21 protein-coding genes are annotated in these 19,939 nt (G+C 39.2%); 18 read left to right on the forward strand and 3 right to left on the reverse strand.

Annotation, left to right across the window (positions count from 1 at the left end; genetic code table 11):
• Positions 1-55 precede the first annotated feature (55 nt).
• The 5 genes from PGH26_RS02020 to PGH26_RS02040 all read left to right on the forward strand — a co-directional run bounded on the left by PGH26_RS02020 (position 56) and on the right by PGH26_RS02040 (position 3,829).
• On the forward strand, positions 56-367 hold the full coding sequence (locus tag PGH26_RS02020) for a hypothetical protein (protein ID WP_323692371.1): 312 nt from the start codon (positions 56-58) through the stop codon (positions 365-367).
• Positions 364-1,227: a tyrosine-type recombinase/integrase gene (locus PGH26_RS02025; protein WP_323692372.1), complete on the forward strand. Its 864-nt coding sequence runs from the start codon at positions 364-366 to the stop codon at positions 1,225-1,227. The genes PGH26_RS02020 and PGH26_RS02025 overlap by 4 nt, the downstream gene beginning before the upstream one ends.
• Positions 1,228-1,242: 15 nt before the next feature.
• Positions 1,243-1,881, forward strand: coding sequence for a hypothetical protein (locus PGH26_RS02030; RefSeq protein WP_323692373.1), 639 nt, complete (start codon positions 1,243-1,245; stop codon positions 1,879-1,881).
• A 118-nt stretch (positions 1,882-1,999) separates the two neighbouring features.
• Positions 2,000-2,899 carry a tyrosine-type recombinase/integrase gene (locus PGH26_RS02035; RefSeq protein WP_431312513.1) on the forward strand — a complete coding sequence of 300 codons (900 nt, stop codon included), beginning with the start codon at positions 2,000-2,002 and terminating at the stop codon, positions 2,897-2,899.
• Between the two features lie 24 nt (positions 2,900-2,923).
• Positions 2,924-3,829, forward strand: coding sequence for a hypothetical protein (locus tag PGH26_RS02040; protein ID WP_323692375.1), 906 nt, complete (start codon positions 2,924-2,926; stop codon positions 3,827-3,829).
• A 272-nt stretch (positions 3,830-4,101) separates the two neighbouring features.
• Here the strand turns inward: PGH26_RS02040 and PGH26_RS02045 are convergent, their stop codons facing one another.
• Both PGH26_RS02045 and PGH26_RS02050 read right to left on the reverse strand, forming a co-directional pair.
• A complete protein-coding gene (locus tag PGH26_RS02045) occupies positions 4,102-4,863 on the reverse strand; it encodes a hypothetical protein (RefSeq protein ID WP_323692376.1) in 762 nt (253 codons plus the stop codon).
• 335 nt (positions 4,864-5,198) lie between these two features.
• Positions 5,199-6,896: an ATP-binding protein gene (locus PGH26_RS02050; protein ID WP_323692377.1), complete on the reverse strand. Its 1,698-nt coding sequence runs from the start codon at positions 6,894-6,896 to the stop codon at positions 5,199-5,201.
• 216 nt (positions 6,897-7,112) lie between these two features.
• Between PGH26_RS02050 and PGH26_RS02055 the strand changes: the two genes are divergently transcribed.
• The 4 genes from PGH26_RS02055 to PGH26_RS02070 all read left to right on the forward strand — a co-directional run bounded on the left by PGH26_RS02055 (position 7,113) and on the right by PGH26_RS02070 (position 12,094).
• Positions 7,113-9,038 carry an Ig-like domain-containing protein gene (locus PGH26_RS02055; protein ID WP_323693448.1) on the forward strand — a complete coding sequence of 642 codons (1,926 nt, stop codon included), beginning with the start codon at positions 7,113-7,115 and terminating at the stop codon, positions 9,036-9,038.
• 230 nt (positions 9,039-9,268) lie between these two features.
• Positions 9,269-9,673, forward strand: coding sequence for a hypothetical protein (locus tag PGH26_RS02060; protein ID WP_323692378.1), 405 nt, complete (start codon positions 9,269-9,271; stop codon positions 9,671-9,673).
• A 477-nt stretch (positions 9,674-10,150) separates the two neighbouring features.
• Positions 10,151-11,029, forward strand: a complete 879-nt coding sequence (locus PGH26_RS02065; protein WP_323692379.1) for a tyrosine-type recombinase/integrase — start codon at positions 10,151-10,153, stop codon at positions 11,027-11,029.
• 732 nt (positions 11,030-11,761) lie between these two features.
• Entirely contained in the window at positions 11,762-12,094 is a 333-nt protein-coding gene (locus tag PGH26_RS02070; RefSeq protein WP_323692380.1) for a magnesium chelatase domain-containing protein, read from the forward strand.
• 276 nt (positions 12,095-12,370) lie between these two features.
• Here PGH26_RS02070 and PGH26_RS02075 read toward each other — a convergent pair whose 3' ends face one another.
• Complete coding sequence (locus PGH26_RS02075; RefSeq protein ID WP_323692381.1) at positions 12,371-13,144, reverse strand: IS3 family transposase; 774 nt, start codon at positions 13,142-13,144, stop codon at positions 12,371-12,373.
• Positions 13,145-13,547: 403 nt separating this feature from the next.
• Between PGH26_RS02075 and PGH26_RS02080 the strand changes: the two genes are divergently transcribed.
• From PGH26_RS02080 to PGH26_RS16155, 9 genes are all read left to right on the forward strand, one after another.
• Entirely contained in the window at positions 13,548-13,691 is a 144-nt protein-coding gene (locus PGH26_RS02080; protein WP_323692382.1) for a hypothetical protein, read from the forward strand.
• A 568-nt stretch (positions 13,692-14,259) separates the two neighbouring features.
• Positions 14,260-15,795: a YifB family Mg chelatase-like AAA ATPase gene (locus PGH26_RS02085; protein ID WP_323692383.1), complete on the forward strand. Its 1,536-nt coding sequence runs from the start codon at positions 14,260-14,262 to the stop codon at positions 15,793-15,795.
• 21 nt (positions 15,796-15,816) lie between these two features.
• Positions 15,817-16,419 carry a transposase gene (locus tag PGH26_RS02090; RefSeq protein WP_323693449.1) on the forward strand — a complete coding sequence of 201 codons (603 nt, stop codon included), beginning with the start codon at positions 15,817-15,819 and terminating at the stop codon, positions 16,417-16,419.
• A 759-nt stretch (positions 16,420-17,178) separates the two neighbouring features.
• Entirely contained in the window at positions 17,179-17,352 is a 174-nt protein-coding gene (locus tag PGH26_RS02095; protein ID WP_323692384.1) for a Zn-dependent hydrolase, read from the forward strand.
• Entirely contained in the window at positions 17,339-17,914 is a 576-nt protein-coding gene (locus PGH26_RS02100) for a Fic/DOC family protein (RefSeq protein WP_323692385.1), read from the forward strand. The genes PGH26_RS02095 and PGH26_RS02100 overlap by 14 nt, the downstream gene beginning before the upstream one ends.
• A gap of 422 nt (positions 17,915-18,336) precedes the next feature.
• A complete protein-coding gene (locus PGH26_RS02105) occupies positions 18,337-18,546 on the forward strand; it encodes a magnesium chelatase domain-containing protein (RefSeq protein ID WP_323692386.1) in 210 nt (69 codons plus the stop codon).
• Positions 18,546-18,776, forward strand: a complete 231-nt coding sequence (locus PGH26_RS02110; RefSeq protein WP_323692387.1) for a hypothetical protein — start codon at positions 18,546-18,548, stop codon at positions 18,774-18,776. Before PGH26_RS02105 ends, PGH26_RS02110 begins: the two co-directional genes overlap by 1 nt.
• Positions 18,770-19,006 (forward strand): magnesium chelatase subunit ChlI family protein, encoded by a 237-nt coding sequence (locus PGH26_RS02115; protein WP_323692388.1) that lies wholly within the window; start codon positions 18,770-18,772, stop codon positions 19,004-19,006. The genes PGH26_RS02110 and PGH26_RS02115 overlap by 7 nt, the downstream gene beginning before the upstream one ends.
• Before the next feature lie 65 nt (positions 19,007-19,071).
• A complete protein-coding gene (locus PGH26_RS16155; RefSeq protein ID WP_431312514.1) occupies positions 19,072-19,533 on the forward strand; it encodes a transposase in 462 nt (153 codons plus the stop codon).
• Positions 19,534-19,939 lie beyond the last annotated feature (406 nt).

Genomic DNA, 19,939 nt, shown 5'->3' on the forward strand with positions numbered 1-19,939 from the left:
TATTAACGATACAAGCAATAATAATCACTGTTTTGTTAAATAGGGAGGAAATATTATGCATATTAGAGAATGGAATACAATTTCGTTCATCTTTTCTGAACATCCTAAACTTAGAAAATATGCTTACTGTATAGACAAGCATGCAGGAATTCTCAATACAATTGAACTCATTCGAGTTTCAAAATCTTGGTCAACTACAGAGAAATTCTTCCTAGATTTTGTATTACATCTATACAGTGCCAATAACAAAATCGACTTAACCTTAATAGATAAGTTAGACGATAAGAACCGAAGATTGATTTTCAGGGCAATTAGTTATCGCTTTAATAACGGAATTGATCTGGATGAGATGGGGGAATTAGCATGACTTATGAAGAGGTTTCAGAAGCCTATTTACAATCTATCAAGATCAGGGGCTTTAGTAAAGAAACCTGTAGAGGCTATATGAGAGACTTAAAACAATTTGAAGTATTCATTATTGAACACTTTAATGGCTCTGTCTACATTGATGAAATTTCTATGAATGATGTTGAGAAGTATATGCACTATTTGACGGAAGAAAGGAAGTTGAAACCTCGTAGTAGGAACAGGTACTTATCCAGTCTTAATTCCATGTTTACGTATGCACTCAAGAATGAGTGGGTCGAAAAAAATCCAGCGGCATTAATTGATGCAGCGAAAGTGATTGAACAGCAAAAAGATTCATTAAGCGAAGAAGAAATCGATCAGCTGTTAAAAGCTGTGGAAAAACCGATTTTAAGAATGGCGATATTGTTAATGGCCAAAACAGGTATGAGGATAAATGAGGTAGTTGAGTTGAAAACATCAGCAGTTGATTTGGAGTTAGATGTAATTCATGTGATTGAAGCAAAAGGAGGGAAGTATAGAAAATTACCTCTAGCAAAATCTCTGAAGCCGGAGATTATTGAGTATTTAGAAACTGTTAGAAAATCTGATTCAGAATATTTTTTTGCAACTACAAAAACAGGACGATTATCAGCGCAGTACGTCAATCTTACGATAAAGAAAACAGGCAAATTAATCGGCATTGAAAAGAAAGTTACCAATCATACACTCCGACGAAGTTTTGCGACAAACCTATTGAAACGTGATGTTAATATAGTTGTCATTCAAAAACTACTAGGACATGCGAGCTTACGGACCACTAGCATATATTTAAACGTGATGACAGTTGACTTGCGCAATGCGGTTGACTTATTAGAGTAAAGGGAGGAAAAAACAATGGTTTCTGAATTACATGATGTAGATCGAGCCACAGAGATTCTACTATTGCTAAAACAAGGTAGCACACGTGAAGATTTAGCGAGTAAATATGGTCATAGTGATTACCGATCGGTAGATGCGTACATGCGACGTAAAAACTATACTTGGTCCCCTGAAATGAAAACGTATATACAAAAAGAAGGTATTATATCAAGTTCAGAGGTTCATGAAGTTCATACAGGAAAGGCATTACAAATTTTAGATCTATTTAGCCAAGGGTTAGACGCAAAATCTATTGCAACAAAGTTATTCTTTACTGATCATAGATCCTTAGCAGATTACATGAAACAGAAGGGATACAAATGGAGCCTAGAAGAACGAAATTATGAGAAGATTAGTGGCTTACAAACAAATGATGTAGAAGATTTTAAGACTATTACAGCTTCGGAAATTGTCGAGCAAATACCAAGATATCTGATTCCTGGCATACCGCAGGGGAAGAACATTCACATGAGTCATTTGTTAAATAGCTTAATAGTTGAGTTTTCTAGAGAGAAAAATATAAAGCAACGTGAAATCTTCGAAACTGCAATTATCGATTTTTTACAAAAATATGGATATGTACATGAAATCAAAGCGCTATTTAAAAGTAAGTGAGACTTTAGTGTTCTTAGAATAGCCCTTCTCGGAACAATCCTAATTAAAATCCCTGTAGATTGTTCCGAGAACAGGGTTGCGATTAAATTTAGTAGTACCGAGAACGATAATGGGGGAAGTGAAGAATTTGGATCTTGTAAATTCATTCTCGAATTATTTAACTGAGGAAGCAAAAGACAAGAAGACGGTTAGCGTCTATAAGCATATTGCATTTGAGTTTTGTGAATGGTTAGGTAGCGAAGATAAAGTTTTGTCGGCAAAGCCAATTACTATTAAGGATTATATAACGCATCTACGACATGAGAAGATGTTAAGTGCAGTAACGGTAAATAAATACATTGCTGCATTGAAATCTTTATACATTTACGTTGAAGACTCGGGACGCTTAAAGCTCAATCCAATGATCCGCATCAAACGGATTGCTGTATCAGAAAACTTTAGTGAAGACAACAAGTGGCTCTCGTATAAAGAGCAGGATCGTTTTCTAGCTTTTGCTGAACTTGAACCAAATGAATGGTTGCGTATTCGTAATGCTGCCATTATAGATTTGATGTTGTATACAGGCTTACGGGTTCAGGAGGTATCTGATTTAATCATGGAAGATATATCTCCTGAAGGAAAGAATATAAGAATAATCATTCGAGATGGAAAGAAAGCAAAGTATGCCGTAGTAAAGCTAGTCCATAAGCATGCTAATAATTTAAAAAAGTGGATGAAGCTTAGAAAGCAATCCTCAAAGCAAATCCACATAGATTCAGTTTACCTTTTTGTATCAGAGCGTTCCGATAAGTTAAACGTGAGAAGTATACACAAATTCATACAGAAGTACGGAATGCTAGCAGGAATGGAATCAGTTTCTCCACATCGTTTTCGACATAGTTTTTGCAAAAACCTTGCAAGGCAAGGAACCCCGATAGAAATCATTCGACGATTAGCAAGACATGAAAAAATAGAAACAACTGCTATTTATATTGATCCGTCAGGAGAAGAGTTGATTGTAGCGCTAAATAAAATGTGAATAAAATTAAGGAGAATAGAAGATTTGAATATTCGGATGACCGTTGCTAATTCCCGAGGTGTAATAATGAGTTTAGATGAATTAGACAATAATCAGGATTTGAAAGACACATTAAGTTGCGTTGATTGTCAAAATAAAATTTCATATGTCTCGGCATCTATTAAAAACAGTAGACGATCTCATTTAAGAGCAACTTGGAATCATAAAGCGGATTGCAAATTCAATGGGATTGGACTGTTTCGACAACTATGTAAAGATTCAGATGGAGCATTCACTGAGATCGGTGAAGGCAAGTTCCTATTTCAGATTGATTTAAATAACAAAGAACGTAGAGGAATGTCTATTTCAAATAGACAAGCTGAAAATAAACCCACTTCTCTTTTAAGTAATCAGAATCTAGAAAATCGATTCACATCCTATATTAGGACGCTTAAACGCATTGTCGAAATAAAAAAGATGCTGGAAGAAAGTGACGAGAATGACGTTCGTGACAGTCAAATACGTAATTTAATAACTCTTCAAATCAATGGACAAAAGGTGAATTGGAGTCAATTTTATTATGAAGAAGAAACTGGGCAATTAAAAAAGTGTTTTAATTATGGACAAAAGGATACGAATAAAATCGTTTGTATAGAAGGGATGTATTCTATTCGTAAAGTACATGATACCTTATACGTTCTGACGCTCAAGAAACCATTTGAAAGAGATAGAAACGAACACGGACATAAAGAAATCCTAAGTGTAAGTTTTCAAATTCGTCAAAAGGAAATCGCAGAGAACTTTCAAAAATCTATAGATGCAGGTATGAATAAGGCAACGGTGTTATCGGTAGTGAATTGCTCTAAATCAGCTGTTAAAAACGATGATTATCTGTATTTAGATATAAGAGGCGACATTATAAGCGGAAAACAAATTTATTTCCATAAGTAAAATCTAAAGGCCCCAGGTTGATCATTCAAACTGGAGCCTTTTGTGTATCTTTGATTACTTATTTGAGCTTTAGGATAATTGATGTGCGAAGCTGCGTGAAGAAAACGCATCTCGTTCTTTAATGTCGAGCTTTAACAGCGTTAGAAAATTATGCGAAGTAGCATCAGTAAGATATATAGTTCTGTATTACGTTAGTGCAATAAAATTTGGAAGTTACGTATGATGGTGCAGAAAAGGTAATATTCTGAGCGCAAAAGAGAATCATTTCAATTTTAATGATTATTACTATCTGGATTACTGTCATATAAATTCATCTCATTCCAGGAGTTTTCCTTTTCATTCCAATAATCTTTGGCTAATTGCATATATCTAACAACGTCTTTAGGAACTAGTAATGGTCTTTCACCTTCAAGAATTAGTCTATCGACAAAATCCTTATTACTGAGAAAATAGATTTTTTTACAATAATCATAGATGTTATCAAATGTATTTAGAAAGTCTATTAGTGGTTGCTTATTGTATCTAGAATTACTGAGTATTAATTCGTCTTTTTTAGTATAATATTGATTTAGATGATAAACAAAAGTATCTAATCTATCAAATGGTTTAATACCTTTAAAACTGTTCATTCCGCCTGTTGCTGGCATGATTGAGAAGTTCAGAAGTGTGTGATGTCTTCTAGAACAATAATTTAAAAGCTCGTTGCTTTCTCCTAATATTTTTTTGAATTTAGATACTTTTTTCTCGTTAAAGTTAAAATCACAATCTCCACCTAAAGTGAATTTTGACCACTTTCTCTCTTCGTTGAAAGAGGAACTATCTATTTTGATACGTACTAAAAGTCTAGTATACGTAATATTCTCATGTTTGAACCTACGTAGTCGTATATTATTTAAATCGAATTTAGCTATTAACGGCCACTGTTTTGTATCGTATACCTTTTTGTAATGTTCCCATGCGAGGGGCGATGAATCAACATCATAATTGACATCATTTTGTTCTTCGTAAATCAGTGAATCCAATTGACATGCCATAATTCTGAAAACACTCCTTTATACTATACGGAATAATACAGAAAAATAAATGAAAATCAAAGAACTGCTTATGATTATAGAAAGTGACTATAATGACGGTGGAATTGGAAAGGAAATTATATCGAGTATTTATTATTTAGGAAAAGGACAATTAAAGGACCATTAATTGTCCTTTAATTGTCCTTTAAAAAAGAGTAGAAACACTGTTATATCAGCGTTTTAAGAAATTCATTATAAAGTTTAGTCCCATTACAGGACAATTAATTGTCCCAAACTGTCATTAAAGGTCCGAAATGGACCATTAATTGTTCCGTTCTATATATGAAATTTGAAAACTAGTCTGTCTTAGGAAGCAAAGTGTATTTAGCTCCTCTCCCTATACCTAACATTACGACACCCTCAGATTCAAGCTGTTTGACAATGCTATAAACTTTTTTTCTATCCCAACCTGTCATGTCTCTAATATCTTTATTTGTAAGATCTTCATCTCTCAAAAGGGTTAAAATTCTCATCTTAACGGCTTCGTCATCCAAATTAATTTGACGTTCATAACTCATCTTACCTTTCAGAGCATCAGAAGTAATCTTTGAAAGGGTATAGTAACGTCCTTTGCCTCTGCCTATTGCTTCAAGAAGACGTAAATCATTTGTTAAATTGCTTAAAAGTTCTCTTGCTTGATCTTGTCCGCGTTGAGCGACTCTCATAGCTATATGAGTATCTATTTGTTCATGTCTGAGTAAGTACTGAAGAATCAGAAGATGATCAACATCTAGAGATACGCCCTTTTTGGATAAATCAGATATAAATTTTTTGAAATCAGGAAAAAGTGATGATGCGATTAAGTTTAATTCAATACTATTTCCAATTTCTCGATAACTAGGAGGCTCTTTACCTTCAATTAATAGAGAACGATAAATGCGAGGAACGCCCATATTCGTTCGGTTTACTAAGTGTAATCGATCAAGAAGTTCCATTAGATGATGATTACGAGGAACTGAAGGATGATGTAAAATGTTTTCAGAATTAATTCCACCAATAAATGAGCCGGGATTAGTTAAGATAAGCTTGTCGGGGTATTGTTTTAGCATTACTGTGCCAAAAATTCTATAATCACGATGAGTAAACGCATTCATTAAAGCCTCTCTGATTGCGATTTTAGGATAGGTACTGAATTCCTGGTGAAACAATCCTGATTCCACAGTAATTATTGGGTTATTGGTTGCTAGATAACGTTCAAGCTCATGGAGAGCAACGGGTATAGGTTGATACCCTTCATCACGGCCAATGTAATCTGTATCATTTCTCATTTTTCTATACGCCCATCTGTACTCTGGTAGTAATCTTTGGATTGCCTCACTTTTACCAAAAATGAGTAATCCTCCTTTTGTGAAATAACGTCCTTTTAAAGCTCCAATAGACTTCAACAGATTTAAATCATCCATATTCAATAAGTCTTCTGGCACGCTAACCTCTACCATCTTTTCTCTCACTTTTTCCAATGCTGCGGCTGAAACGAGACTTGTCCATTCTTCAGGAATAATCTCAGCAGTAATATCTAGAGCAACTGAAGATCCAACCATTTCTTTTCGCAAAGAGCCCGTCAAAGGAATGCATTGATCTCCCTTCCGTATGCTTGCTGAGCCATCCGTATTTGTGTAAGGGGCCATTTCACCGGTAACACTAACTACAAGTAATGTTCCTGTTCCTTCTGGAACGGAAATGAGCTTGAAAACAGCAGATAAATGGGGATCGGTCTTTTCATAAACTCTTTGTTGTAGGGCATATAAATCTAAATCGCTAGGAACCCCTCTGATTGCATTTATTCGTTTTTGAACTTTGTCCGCTACACCATAAACAACATGTCCACCACCGCCATTTGCCATGCAAATGGCCATATGAATTATTTTTTTGACATTATCATTGAAGCTTCTGTTATCCCACTCTTTAAAATCAAGATCTTGATCTTCTAAGTCATCCGCAATGCAATGTTCCAATTGGTCAAGAAGTGGTTCAATCTCATCGACTGATCTCATTTAACCATCTCCCCATATATGATTGTCTCTATAGTGTACAATATAGCCGTCATTTAACAAAAGAATACAAGAAAGATCGAAGACAAGTAAGGATCATTAGGCAGTTGCATCTTGGAAGTTTAAATAAATAAAGGTATATATTTCATTTAATAGTAAATATCACATAATAAAAAACCTTGCAATTATGATGCTTTATTCTTTAAAAGTTTAAAGGCGATTAACGCTAAAGAAGTACAAGTAACATTTAACAAGCCTGTGAAAACAAGCTCAGTTATCAGTGATGTGGCGGCTGGAACACTAGTATCTAATATTTTCACTGTAACACCTTTAACTACAAACTCTGTAGCTGCTTCTAACCCTGGTACTTTAACAGGTTCATTATCAGAAGATGGTAAAGTATTGACTTTAACTGCAGCAACAGCAGCTAAATTTAATGGTCGCTATGATTTCAATATGGCAGCTGATAAAGTTGAAGACTTAAATGGAAATAAACTAGGAAACTATGCGGAAGTTATAACAGCTAAAGATACTGTGAAGCCTACTCTAGTTGGGACAACATATACAAACAACACAACTGCTAAAGTTAATTTCTCTGAAGTTATAAATCGCACAACAGCTTCAGTAACAGCTAAGTATGCTGATGGAACTCCAGTGGCATTAAATCTATTAGGACTTGATTCATTAACAGGAGAAGGTAAAGATATTACTGTTACTTTAGGTGCTGTAGACACTAATAAAGATATCTTAATTACTTTTGTAGGTATTGAAGATATGAATGGTAACCTATCATCACCAAATCCAATAACAGTAACAGTTAAAAAAGATGACAGTGATAAAGTGAAACCGGCAATCGAAACAATTACACCTACTTCTTCTACTTCATTCTCAATTAAATTCTCAGAAAAAGTTGTTAAAAAAGCAGGATTTGCAGGAACAGATATTACAGTAAATACTGCTAGTACTACACCTAGCAATGTAACTGTTGATGCTAAAGATGCTTCATTAGTACATGTGACTGGTATTACTTCTTCAGGAATTGACCAAATTGACGTTGCAGCAGGTGCTTTCTTAGATTTGTCTGGTAACCCTGTGGATGCTACTACAAAACTTGTTAACTTTAAAGCAGATACTACTAAACCAGTTGTAGCTTCAACTGAAGTCAAGACTATTAATAAAGCGGAATACCTTGTTGTTAACTTTAATGAAGAAGTAAATCTTAAGACTGGTAACGCTGTCTTCACTACTAAGAAAGCAAATGGTGAAACTGCTACTGTAACAGTAGCACATACGGCAATGGCGCTTCATGCACCAGTTAACGGTAAGTCAAAAGCGATTCAAATCCCATTAGCTACACTTGCATCAGGAGCAACATATACTGCTGACCTTGATGCAGCATTAGTTGATGATAACTTTGGAAATGCAAACGCAGTTGTTAAAAACTTAACAGTAGCGGTTCCAGGTGCGGTAAAAGTTACTCAAGAAATGAAGGCAGCTGCAGGAAACGTTACAGTGGTACCTGCATCAGCAACAGTTCCAGCTAATAGAGTTCTAAAAGTAGAATTCAAGAATGAGTTAGATGTAGCTAGTGCTGAATTAGCATCTAACTATACTGTTCAGGGCGCTACAGTTGAAAAGGCTGTAATTAATCAAAACTCTGGTGGTAACTACAACGTTTATCTAACATTAGCTCAAGATTCAGTTAAGTTAGATGGTTCATACGAAGTTTCTGTAAAGAACGTTAAAGCTAAAGATGGTTTAGCTTTAGAAAACACATACACAGAAAATGTTTCATTAACTGAAAACGTTGCACCAACTGTTACAGGCGCTAAGTTTGTATCAGCTGCAGGAGGTTCTGCGACAGGTATTGAACTTACATTCTCAGAAGTAGTTGAAGCAACAAATGCTGATTTGAATATCTTTGAAGTATTTGTTGGTGGTTCAACAGTTGCAGTACCTACAGCTAATGCTGATTTATCTAGTAACACTACAAACAAAGCAACTCTAACTGTTTCATTAACTGCAGCACAAATTGCGCAAGGAATTACTGTTAAATTGAATCCTACACCGACTACAACTGGAACAAAAGTTACAGATGCTAACGATAACGTTCTTAAATTTGATTCAATTAAAGCAATTTACTAATCTCTAAAGTGTGTGTACCTGTGCGTAACGCAATTCAGACACTAATCAGATAATTCGATATGTGAATGATTTGGAGAGCCCTCTAATCGAGCAATCGGTTAGAGGACTTTTCTTTTACAATCACAACCGTACCAACTAGCATTTCAAATAGATATTATAATCCTGAATACACGAAGCGTCCTCATCCATTCAACCGGGTGAGGACGTTTTCTAATTTAGGAGGAGAAACCATGAAAGAAACTAACCCGTACACGAACACTCAACACACCTCAGAAACATCACTCACACAGTCTGCACAATCCAATTCACATCTAGCCAAGCTCATTTCCAGTGAAGTCAATTGGTTTGTTCATACCTTGCGAAAAGACTATGGAGTTAAGGTCACTGCACAAGACGTAAGTAAAGAAGGATTGGAGCTAGGTATGGATGAAGTAGACGCGGCATTCATTCCACGAGAACTGTTTGAAATAATTCCAAGTACATTGCTCTACGAATTGATGATTGTAGAAGATAGCGAAAAGAATGTTTGGTGTGGAACGATTGGATTCTATCCGAATTCACCGGAATGGTGTCTGCAAGTCATTACAAAAAACGATGAAGTCCAACTGAGAAAATTGCTGTCAATCATCGACTAATACTCACGACAGAACTAGACAACTATCCTAGCAATCTCACGACCGTTCTACTTTGCAAAAGAAGAATTGGACGAGAAGGTTGCTAGGACAATAATTTGACGGTTTTCACAGGCTAAAAAGACACGACAGAAATATAATACTGTCGTGAGTTTGTCTGTTTGCACATTCCATCATCAAACTGTAATGACCATTCAAATTCTAAGGAGATGCTTTTCATGTGGAAGAAATCAGCACTAGCCATATTGGTAACAGTACTAGCGGAAGTCAGTAAGGAACTCGCTTCATTTCAAGAAATTAGTAAGAAGCTACCGGAAAGGAAATCGTCATGAGTAAGCTACCTAAACTACCCATCACGATTCCAGCACCAGTCATTGAGCTAGTTGTCACACTGCTAGTCATCATCATCAAACGGAAATAGACCATGAATGCCTCTCTTTGAGGTACTCATGGTCTTTTTTTAATGGAGGAGGAACAGTCATGCAATCAACGATAGAAGCATTTGAACAGTGGTTATTTGAAGAAGGACGTGCACCTAGAACGATAGAATCGTACGTGTCAGACGTAAAAGGGTTCCAACAATTCCTAAAGGAAAAAGCAGCAGGTGAAGAACAACCATTGTCGCGGTTCTCATTCGTTCGCTTTAAAGACCACTTACTACAGAAGAACTTTGCAGTCGCGACCATCAACAAGAAGGTGAACAGTCTGAAAGTGTACAACGATTTTCTAAGAACCACGGGAATTCTAAGTGAAAGCATCATCGTATTGAAACGGGATAAGATACATATTGCCGCTGGAAGTGAAGCAGCTGTCACGAGTCTGTCTGAGGAACAAGTGGAACAGCTATTGTTCTTTGTCGAGAACCGCAACAAGGTTAGCGCACGTAACAAGCTCATTGTCTACCTAATGTTATACACAGGCGTTCGAGTGTCTGAACTCGTCAGCATCAAACTCACAGACATTGACTTCCTCACCAGTCATCTTCAAGTCATCGGCAAAGGCGGAAAGAGACGTGAAATCGGCTTGAAACCGGAAGTGCTACGGTTGGTAAGGGAGTACATCAAGGAAGAGCGTTCTGCGTCTGTTTTCTACCAAAGTGACTATCTTTTGGTGAGTCAGCGTGCAGAAAAGATGCATCGGGATGCGGTGAGAAATTGGCTTGCAAAGATTTCAAATGAATTGGGATTCTGGCTACATCCACATATTTTTAGACATACATTTTGCACAAGGTTGTTGAAAAAAGGGGTAGATTTGACGACTGTCAGTAAACTCGCCGGACATTCTACCGTCAACATGACCGCAAAATTCTACATTCAGACAACACGAGAAGAGAAAATGAATGCGATTAATCGTTTGTAGAAATGTAAAATACAGGAAGGAAAACCTGTAAATGCAAGACTGAATTTTAGAAATTTTAATTAGGGGACATTGTGAAATTCAGATAGTGAGGATTCTCGTGATATATGTAAAGGCTAGGGCTACTAGTCCAAACGTCTTTTCCGTCGGGAAGCCTCACTTTCCATAAACATCAAACGGGAAGGCTTGGTCTGTCATGAAATCTTACTGAAATAAGAAAATAAAGTATGTGAAAACCCTTTAGGTAAAGCATTTGGGTGTTGTTCTTAATTGAAATTAAGTATAGGGTGCCTGTGCACCACACAATTCAGACACTATTCCGACAATTATGTATGCAAATGAATCGAAGAGTCCTTTAATCGAGAAATCGGTTAAAGGACTTTTTCCATTCTAACAGGTTCAGCCCTACTATAAGTTTCTCATACCCCTATCGAGATATGGATATGAGAACTTTTTTGTTAATCTTCTACTATGCAGATATCCCTTTTTCATACAGAGAATCTTCGGTTTCATAGCAACTTATAAAATTCCCCATTCTCATACTTTGCATGCTTTTATTGTATCGAACTTCAAGTTTGTGCGGGCTTGGCCGAAATTTTTTTGTGAGAAACGCCTTTGTTAGTGTATTTGTAGTACACATGAATTGTCGGACACTTCGAAAATCCTGTTTTGGCAAGTGATGCCGGTTCAGATATACTATCTGCAATGAGGTAGAAGAGAAGCGGGGTGTAATGGATGGGGCAGGATATATTAAGTGTTGGGCTTGAGGGGATGAAAGGTCATATCGTGCGGGTGGAGGCAAATGTGCGGTCGGATAAGGATCAGTTTGTGATTGTGGGGCTGCCTGATGCCTCGATTAAAGAATCGAAGGAGCGGGTGCTGAGTTGTTTGCATGCGTTGGATGTGGATCTGGATATGAAGAAAGTGACGGTGCATTTGTCTCCGGCGGATAAGCGGAAAACGGGGACGGGGTATGATGCAGCGATGCTGGTGGCCGTTCTTAAGGAAGTGATGAAGGAACCGATTCCTATCGATTCTTCTACATGCATTCTTGCCTCGCTTTCTTAAAAAAACCGGTGCCTGTGCACCACACAATTCAGACACAATTCTGTGAATTGTAGACTGAGTTGAAAAGAGAGATCGCTTTTCCTCCGGGATAGCGGTCTCTTTTTCTTTTGGTGGAGACATCGTGAAAAAAATACTTAGGGTGTAAGCCCCCAATCAAATAACGCATAGGCGACGCAGCGCCCCGCTTGGTACGATATTTGTATTAGTATAAGTATAGGGTGCCTGTAGTCAAGCCCCTTAAAAATGGACACAAGCTTTCATAGTGAATTGTGCGGATTAGGCGCTTTCAAGATACGTAGTTAGGTATGCATTTGGTGATAAATAACCCAACCGTTTCTGACTACGTACTTCTTTATAATATTTGATGAATTTTGGAATAGCTCTCTCAAGAAGTGCTGATGTATCAATTGAATAATGATAGGGTAATTCTGTCTTAAAGTGTGAAAAGAAGCTTTCGATAACGGCATTATCCCAACAGTTTGCTTTGCGTGACATGCTGGCAAGGAAACCAAGTTCACGCGTTAATTGATTATAACGATGCGATCGATAAACATTACCTTGATCAGTATGAATAACGACTTGCGAGAGGTCTTTAAGGTTTCGCTCTTGCATTGCTTTACGAATCGTTTCTTCCATCATCTTGTTGTTAGAAGAACGTCCTACTACGACGCCAATAGGATTACGATCGTATAAATCCATTATTGCGGATACATAAACTTTTTCATCTCCTCGTGTAAATTCAGTCACGTCCATTACCCATTTGCGATTGGGAAGTAAAGCACTAAAATCACGCTCAAGAAGATTGGGATAGATATAACCGCCTACTTTAGTTTTCTCTTCTTTAGTATACTTTTTACGTCGGATTTTTGATTGAATATTCATTTCTCTCATAAGACGAGCTACACGTTTATGATTAATTATATAAGTATAGGGTGCCTGTGCACCGCACAATTCAGACACTATTCCGACAATTATGTATGCAAATGAATCGAAGAGTCCTCTAATCGAGCAATCGGTTAGAGGGCTTTTTCTATTAAAACGTCTTTGCATACCCTTCAAATATATATTATTATACTGAAATAATAATTAGCGTAATTTCCATTTAATGGAGTTGTGCTTATTTTAATTGGAGGGAATATTGATGAAGATACATAAAAAAGAGTACCTGTGCACCATACAATTCAGACACTATTCTGATAATTATTGCAGTTATGCATTGAATTAGTTTACTAATCTGTTAGTGGAACACAAGGGGACAGGTCCACTGTGTCATTCGTAGTTGTTTACTCAGGGGAACAGTGTTGGTTTCATTAGCAGATTAATTTTAAAAGGTTGGTCGTGTGATCGGACTTTTTGTTTGGGATGAAATTTGATAGAATGGGAAGGTAGCTGAAATTGTTGGGGTGGTAGGTTGTCGCAAGTCCTTTCCGTAACTGGAAAGGAGGTGATAATCATGGAACTTTTTCTTGAGTTTTTAAAAGAAGCTTTGAAGGGGGTTACACGGGCGGTAAGCTCGCATTTCTTTCAAAAAGCCTTTTTAAACAAAAAGAAAACCACCCCTCGCCGTCAGAAGCATAAGGGTGGTTCTCGCAAATAAACTTTGTTCGACAACCATCACCCTAACGGCTGAGGCTGCAGGAGGGAAGAGTTAGCGCTCTTCTCTCTTTACTATCTATACCAATTATAACGAAAATGTATACATGATTCAAGGAAATAAAAACGTATACCTGTGCACCGCACAATTCAGATACTATTCCGACAATTGTCTATGCAAATGAATCGGAGAGTCCTTTAATCGAGCAATCGGTTAAAGGACTTTTTCCATTCTAACAGGTTCAACTCTTCTTTAAGTTTTGAATAGCCCAAAATGGATATGAGAACTTTTTTGTTAATCTCCTACTATGAAGATATCCCTTTTTCATACAGAGGGTCTTCGATTTCATAGCAACTTATAAAATTCCCCATTCTCATACTTTGCATGCTTTTATTGTATCGAACTTCAAGTTTGTCCGGGCTTGGCCGGAATTTTTTTGTAAGAAACGCCTTTGTTAGTGTATTTGTAGTACACATGAATTGTCGGACACTTCGAAAATCCTGTTTTGGCAAGTGATGCCGGTTCAGATATACTATCTGCAATGAGGTAGAAGAGAAGCGGGGTGTAATGGATGGGGCAGGATATATTAAGTGTTGGGCTTGAGGGGATGAAAGGTCATATCGTGCGGGTGGAGGCAAATGTGCGGTCGGATAAGGATCAGTTTGTGATTGTTGGGCTGCCTGATGCCTCGATTAAAGAATCGAAGGAGCGGGTGTTGAGCTGTTTGCATGCGTTGGATGTGGATCTGGATATGAAGAAAGTGACGGTGCATTTGTCTCCCGCGGATAAGCGGAAAACGGGGACGGGATATGATGCAGCGATGCTGGTGGCCGTTCTTAAGGAAGTGATGAAGGAACCGATTCCTATCGATTCTTCTACATGCATTCTTGCCTCGCTTTCTTTGGATGGCCGGCTTGAATCGTTCCATGGACTAATTCCTGCAATCCAGCAAGCCGTTCTGCTAGGGTTCAAGCGGGTTTTGCTGCCGCCTGTAGATGTCCGTGTCCTTGGTCAGTCCCTTACTGCTGAGCTAATCCCGCTTGCGGATGTGCAGCAACTGCTCGACTGCCTGCGGGGACAGATGACATTTGAGATGGATGTGCCTAAAGTACTTGTGAAAGAAGAGGAAGCTGTGGATTTAGCGTATCTTCCCGACTTTTCGACAGTTCGTGGTCATAAGGAAGCGAAACGGGCGCTTGAGATTGCAGCGGCGGGAGGTCACCACGTACTGATGACGGGGCCACCAGGGTGCGGGAAAAGTATGCTAGCGGATACATTTCATACGATTCTACCTGATTTACGGAATGAGGAGATGCTTGAAGTATATAGTATCTATCACTTGGCAAAAGAGCGCAGAGGATTTTCTTCACGACCTCCATATCGATCACCCCACCATTCTGCTTCTGCAATTTCCTTGATCGGAGGAGGAACCTATCCAAAACCAGGTGAAATTTCACTCGCTCACCGCGGCGTATTGTTTTTGGATGAACTTGGTGAATTCTCAAGAAAGACACTCGATATGCTGCGACAGCCGATGGAAAGCGGAGAAGTGACGATTAGCCGGGTGCGCCAATCCGTAACCTATCCAGCCACTTTCACGTTGCTTGCCGCGACTAATCCATGCCCATGCGGCTACTTTGGATCTAATGAACGGTATTGTAGCTGTTCGCCACAACAAGTGCGCACGTATCAGCTGAAAGCTTCCGGCCCTCTATTGGATCGACTTGATTTTGTTCTATCTTTAACCAGCGTTGGCTTGAAGCAAGAAGAACACTCAGAGAGATCGGAGGTCATTAGAAAACGAACGGAACAAGCATATCAGTTGCAGTGGAGTCGTTACAAAGGTGGATGGCTAAACGGAACTGTACCAGGGAGTCTCCTGATAGAGGAGTGTGGGTTGACGAAAGAACACACAGAGCAGCTTGAAAGTATTTGTTTCCATGAAAAATGGAGTAACCGGACACAGGTGAAACTCATTCGAATTGCACGGACAATTGCAGATCTTGCCGGATCAGCAACTATAACGGATGCTGCAATTGAGGAAGCTGTTCACTGGAAACGTCTTGCATCCCTACATCACGAGACCAATCGCTCGACGACGATTTGATAATGAAAGGGGGCGGCAATCATTACTCGACGCAAAAGAGACTGGCGGCCAGGAGCCTATTACCATGTCATCATGCGCGGCAACAACCGCGCGAATGTCTACAATAACGACCAAGACAAATATCATCTCATGCGCTGTATCGCGGATGCACACGAACGCTATCCCTTGACCATCCTGGCGTATTGCATCATGTCCAACCACTTCCATATTCTCCTGAAGTCAGAAGATAATCTCAGTAAAATCATGAGTCTTATTAACCGCCGCTATAGCGATTATTACTCCAAGCGATACCGTCACGTTGGCCGAATCTATCAGCGCCGCTACTTCGCTAAAGAGATCGACAGCCCGGCAGCGCTGCTAATTGTCAGCCGCTACATTCACCGAAATCCAATTGAGACAAAGATCCCGATGGTGAAAGCCCTCCGCGATTATCCTCACAGTTCCTATCCAATTTATTCGAAGGTTTATAGCACTCCTCCTACCTACATCGACACCAATCTCCTTCCGCTTTGCCTTCCTCCAACCTTCAAGAAAACGACCGAAGGATATACTGACTATTGCCTGCAAGAGTTCGGAGAAGAAGAGAACGTCCAAGTGATGGAATGGGTGGAGGACATGACATAAAGCGAGTTGCTGTTATAATTCCCTTGTCTATGAAATCAGGTATCTGGACCCTACACAATTCAGACACTAATCTGACAACTCTGTATGATAGAATGAAATTAGAAATCCTTTAACTCGAGAAGTCGGGTTAGGGGATTTTCCTCATCTGGAATGAAAGGGGTGGAGTCTTCTGATCGAGGAACCGGTCGGGTGGCTCTTTTCTGTTTTCCGTGTAAGCGTCAAATACTCCCCACTTCCTAATCAGTCTCCCCTCATGAGATACTTTCCTCATCAGAAAAATGAGGTGAGGTTCTATGACGAGAGACGAACGAAAAGAGTTGTGGGTAGAGCGAATACGCCGATTTTTTAGAGAACCTTCCTCCGCTTCCTGTATGAAAAACGAGACGAAGTATATAATCTGCTGACCGGCGTTCGGGAAGACGGAAAACTTCCGAGATATGCGGTGCCTGGACTTGTCCGAACCAAGGCCATCTACATGAACGACCTGATTGCCAAGCTGACCTCCGAATTCAGCGAAGAATAGAACATCACACGCGGGAGATTGTGGAAGCCGCGATCATCGAGTATTTGCAGAAATACGGCTTCAAGCAGGAGGTGGAGTCGCTGCTGAGAAAATAAAATCATAAAAGAGAGGAAACAACTTCAGCCTTATTTATCGGGGCTGTTTTTTTGCTGCGTATAGCTTTGCTGTAGTGGCAAATACTGAATAGAAATTGTATAATGAAAGGAAGGATATCATGAAGAAGGGGGTTACTGACTGTGAAGGAATTAACGCGGGAATCGAAGGAATTTAAAAGAGTCTTGCACAATCTTCATCTGGAAAATCTGAGTCTTTCTCCCGATATGCAAAAACGAGTGGTTGAGCTGATTAATGCAAAAGCTTCGATTTCTCCTAACTTGATTAAGGACGTATTGCGACATGGAAAAGTATAACGAACGAGATAACGACAATTATCTTTTACAACATAACTTGCTCGGGATTGATTCCCAAGAAGAGTTGAAAAAGGCTGAATCATTGTCTTTCTCACTACGTGCAGCAGCATTGGAACAAGGAGAATTCTCAGTGGATTCTTTTACAATGATGGGGTTTCAAGACCTGCATTTCTATTTATTCCAGGATATTTATCCGTTTGCCGGGGAGTTTCGAGATGTACAATTGATGAAGGGAAACACCCGCTTTTGTCAGGTTCAATTTTTAGAGAGTTATGCTATAGATTTATTTCGTGAGCTAAATGAAGAGCCCTCCTGGAATTCGTTAAAAGAAGCGGCTAATCGTTTAGCTTATTTTAAATCGGAACTCAACATGCTTCATCCCTTTAGAGAGGGAAATGGCAGAACGACACGTATCTATATACGAGCCTATGCGATTAAGCGAGGGATAGATTGGTCGTATGAAACGATTGATCGTGATAGGTACATGCAAGCCATGATTCAATCGGTAGTGGATATAGGCGAGTTACAAGAATTATTTACAGAATCGATTAATTACGTTTAAATTGAGTACCTGGACCCCACACAATTAAGACACTAATCAGACAACTCTGTATGCTAGAATGAAATTAGAAATCCTTTAACTCGAGAAGTCGGGTTAGAGGATTTTTTCATCTGGGGGACAGTGAAATTCTTTATACAATTCAAAACTTATCCACTTTCATACTTTGGCAGGTTTTTGCGTAGCAAAGTTCAAATTTGTCATTAGCACTCCCAAATAATGTATCGTTAAACCCCATACGTATCACTTTTGTACCGACACTGAATTATAAAATACTTTGAAAACACCGTTTTGGCTGGCCTTGCGAGTTCAGATATACTATTTGCAATGAGAAAGAAAAGAAAGCGGGATGAGATGTTTGGGACAGGAAGTTCTGAGTGTCGGGTTAGAAGGAATGAAAGGACATATCGTTCGGGTGGAAGCAAATGTCCGGTCGGATAAACGTTGAGTTTGTGATTGTGGGGCTGCCTGATGCATCGATCAAAGAATCGAAGGAACGGGTGCTGAGCTGTCTGCATGCGCTGGATGTGGATCTCGATATGAAGAAAGTGACGGTGCATTTGTCTCCGGCGGATAAGCGTAAGACGGGAACCGGCTATGATGCGGCTATGTTAGTACAGTTCTCAAGGAAGTGATGAAGGAACCGATTCCGCTCGATACTTCTACATGCATTTTAACGTCACTCTCTTTGGATGGCCGCCTGGAATCGTTCCATGGACTGATTCCTGCCATCCAGCAAGCGGTTCTGCTCGGATTCAAGCAGGTATTGCTGCCGCCCGTTGATGTTGGAGTTATTGGGAAAGCTTTATCTGCAGAACTGATCCCCCTTGCCGACTTCCATCAGTTGCTGGAAGTCTGTTGCTAGCCACTTGCGGACTGACTGATCAACAGAATTACCTGCTGGAGACGATTTGTTTCAGCAACAAATGGAGTAACCGGACCTTGGTGAAGCTGATCCGTCTTGCCCGCGCCATTTATGATTTGGAAGAAGTACCATACATAACAGAAGCGTCCATAGAAGAAGCAATCTACTGGAAACAGATGGCCGACCTCCATCAGGATGCACAACGAATACACAGCACGTCAGAAAGCTGAAGGAGGGATTAACGATTCCCAGACAGAAACGCAACTGGCGTCCAGGAGCCTTTTTTCATGTTGTTATGCGCGGCAACAATCGTGCCAACATTTACAACGACCCGCAGGATAAATACCATCTCATGCGCTGTATCGAAGACGCATATACACGATGTCCTTTTACCATAATGGCATTCTGTATCATGTCTAACCATTTTCATATCCTCATGAAGTCAGAAGAGGATCTCAGTAAAATCATGAAGCTGATCAACCGCAGGTACAGTGATTACTGCTCCAAGCGATACCGTCATGTCGGCCGCATTTACCAACGGCGCTACTACTCAAAACTGGTAGACAATCCTGCTGCCCTCTTGTTTGTCAGCCGGTATATCCACAGAAACCCCATTGAAACAAGAATTCCGATGGTCAATGATCTGAAAGACTCCCCCACAGTTCTTTTCCACTCTATATTAATCCGTATTCGGAACCACAATCCTACATGGATATTAGTCTGCTGCCCCTTTGCCATGCCTGCCCCCTTCATTTGAAAAAACGACAGCCGGATACGGTTTATATTGTTTACAGAAGTTTGGTAACGAAGAAAATGAAGAAATGTTGGAATGGATGATGGAAATGCAGTAGATTTAGAGGTGGCACGACCATCACAATTCAAACTGATTTATAGTGAATTCATCAAGTTATTACAGATAAAGCAAAAGAGCTCATCGTCCCCAAGAGGGAATGGCGAGCTCTTTCTGCTTACAAAGACATAGCTGAAATTGTAACGCCAATAATTGCATGATGATTGCCAATCTAAGATACTTGCACCTCGGTACAGGTAAGCTTTTTTATGATTTCATTGTACCGAGTATGCTAATTTCACGACAGATGAACAATACCTCTGATTTGTGGACCGATGTTGTCGAGATGGGTTAAGTAGAGTTCTGAATAGTG

Source organism: Sporosarcina jeotgali (assembly GCF_033304595.1).
GTDB classification, from domain to species: Bacteria; Bacillota; Bacilli; order Bacillales_A; family Planococcaceae; genus Sporosarcina; species Sporosarcina jeotgali.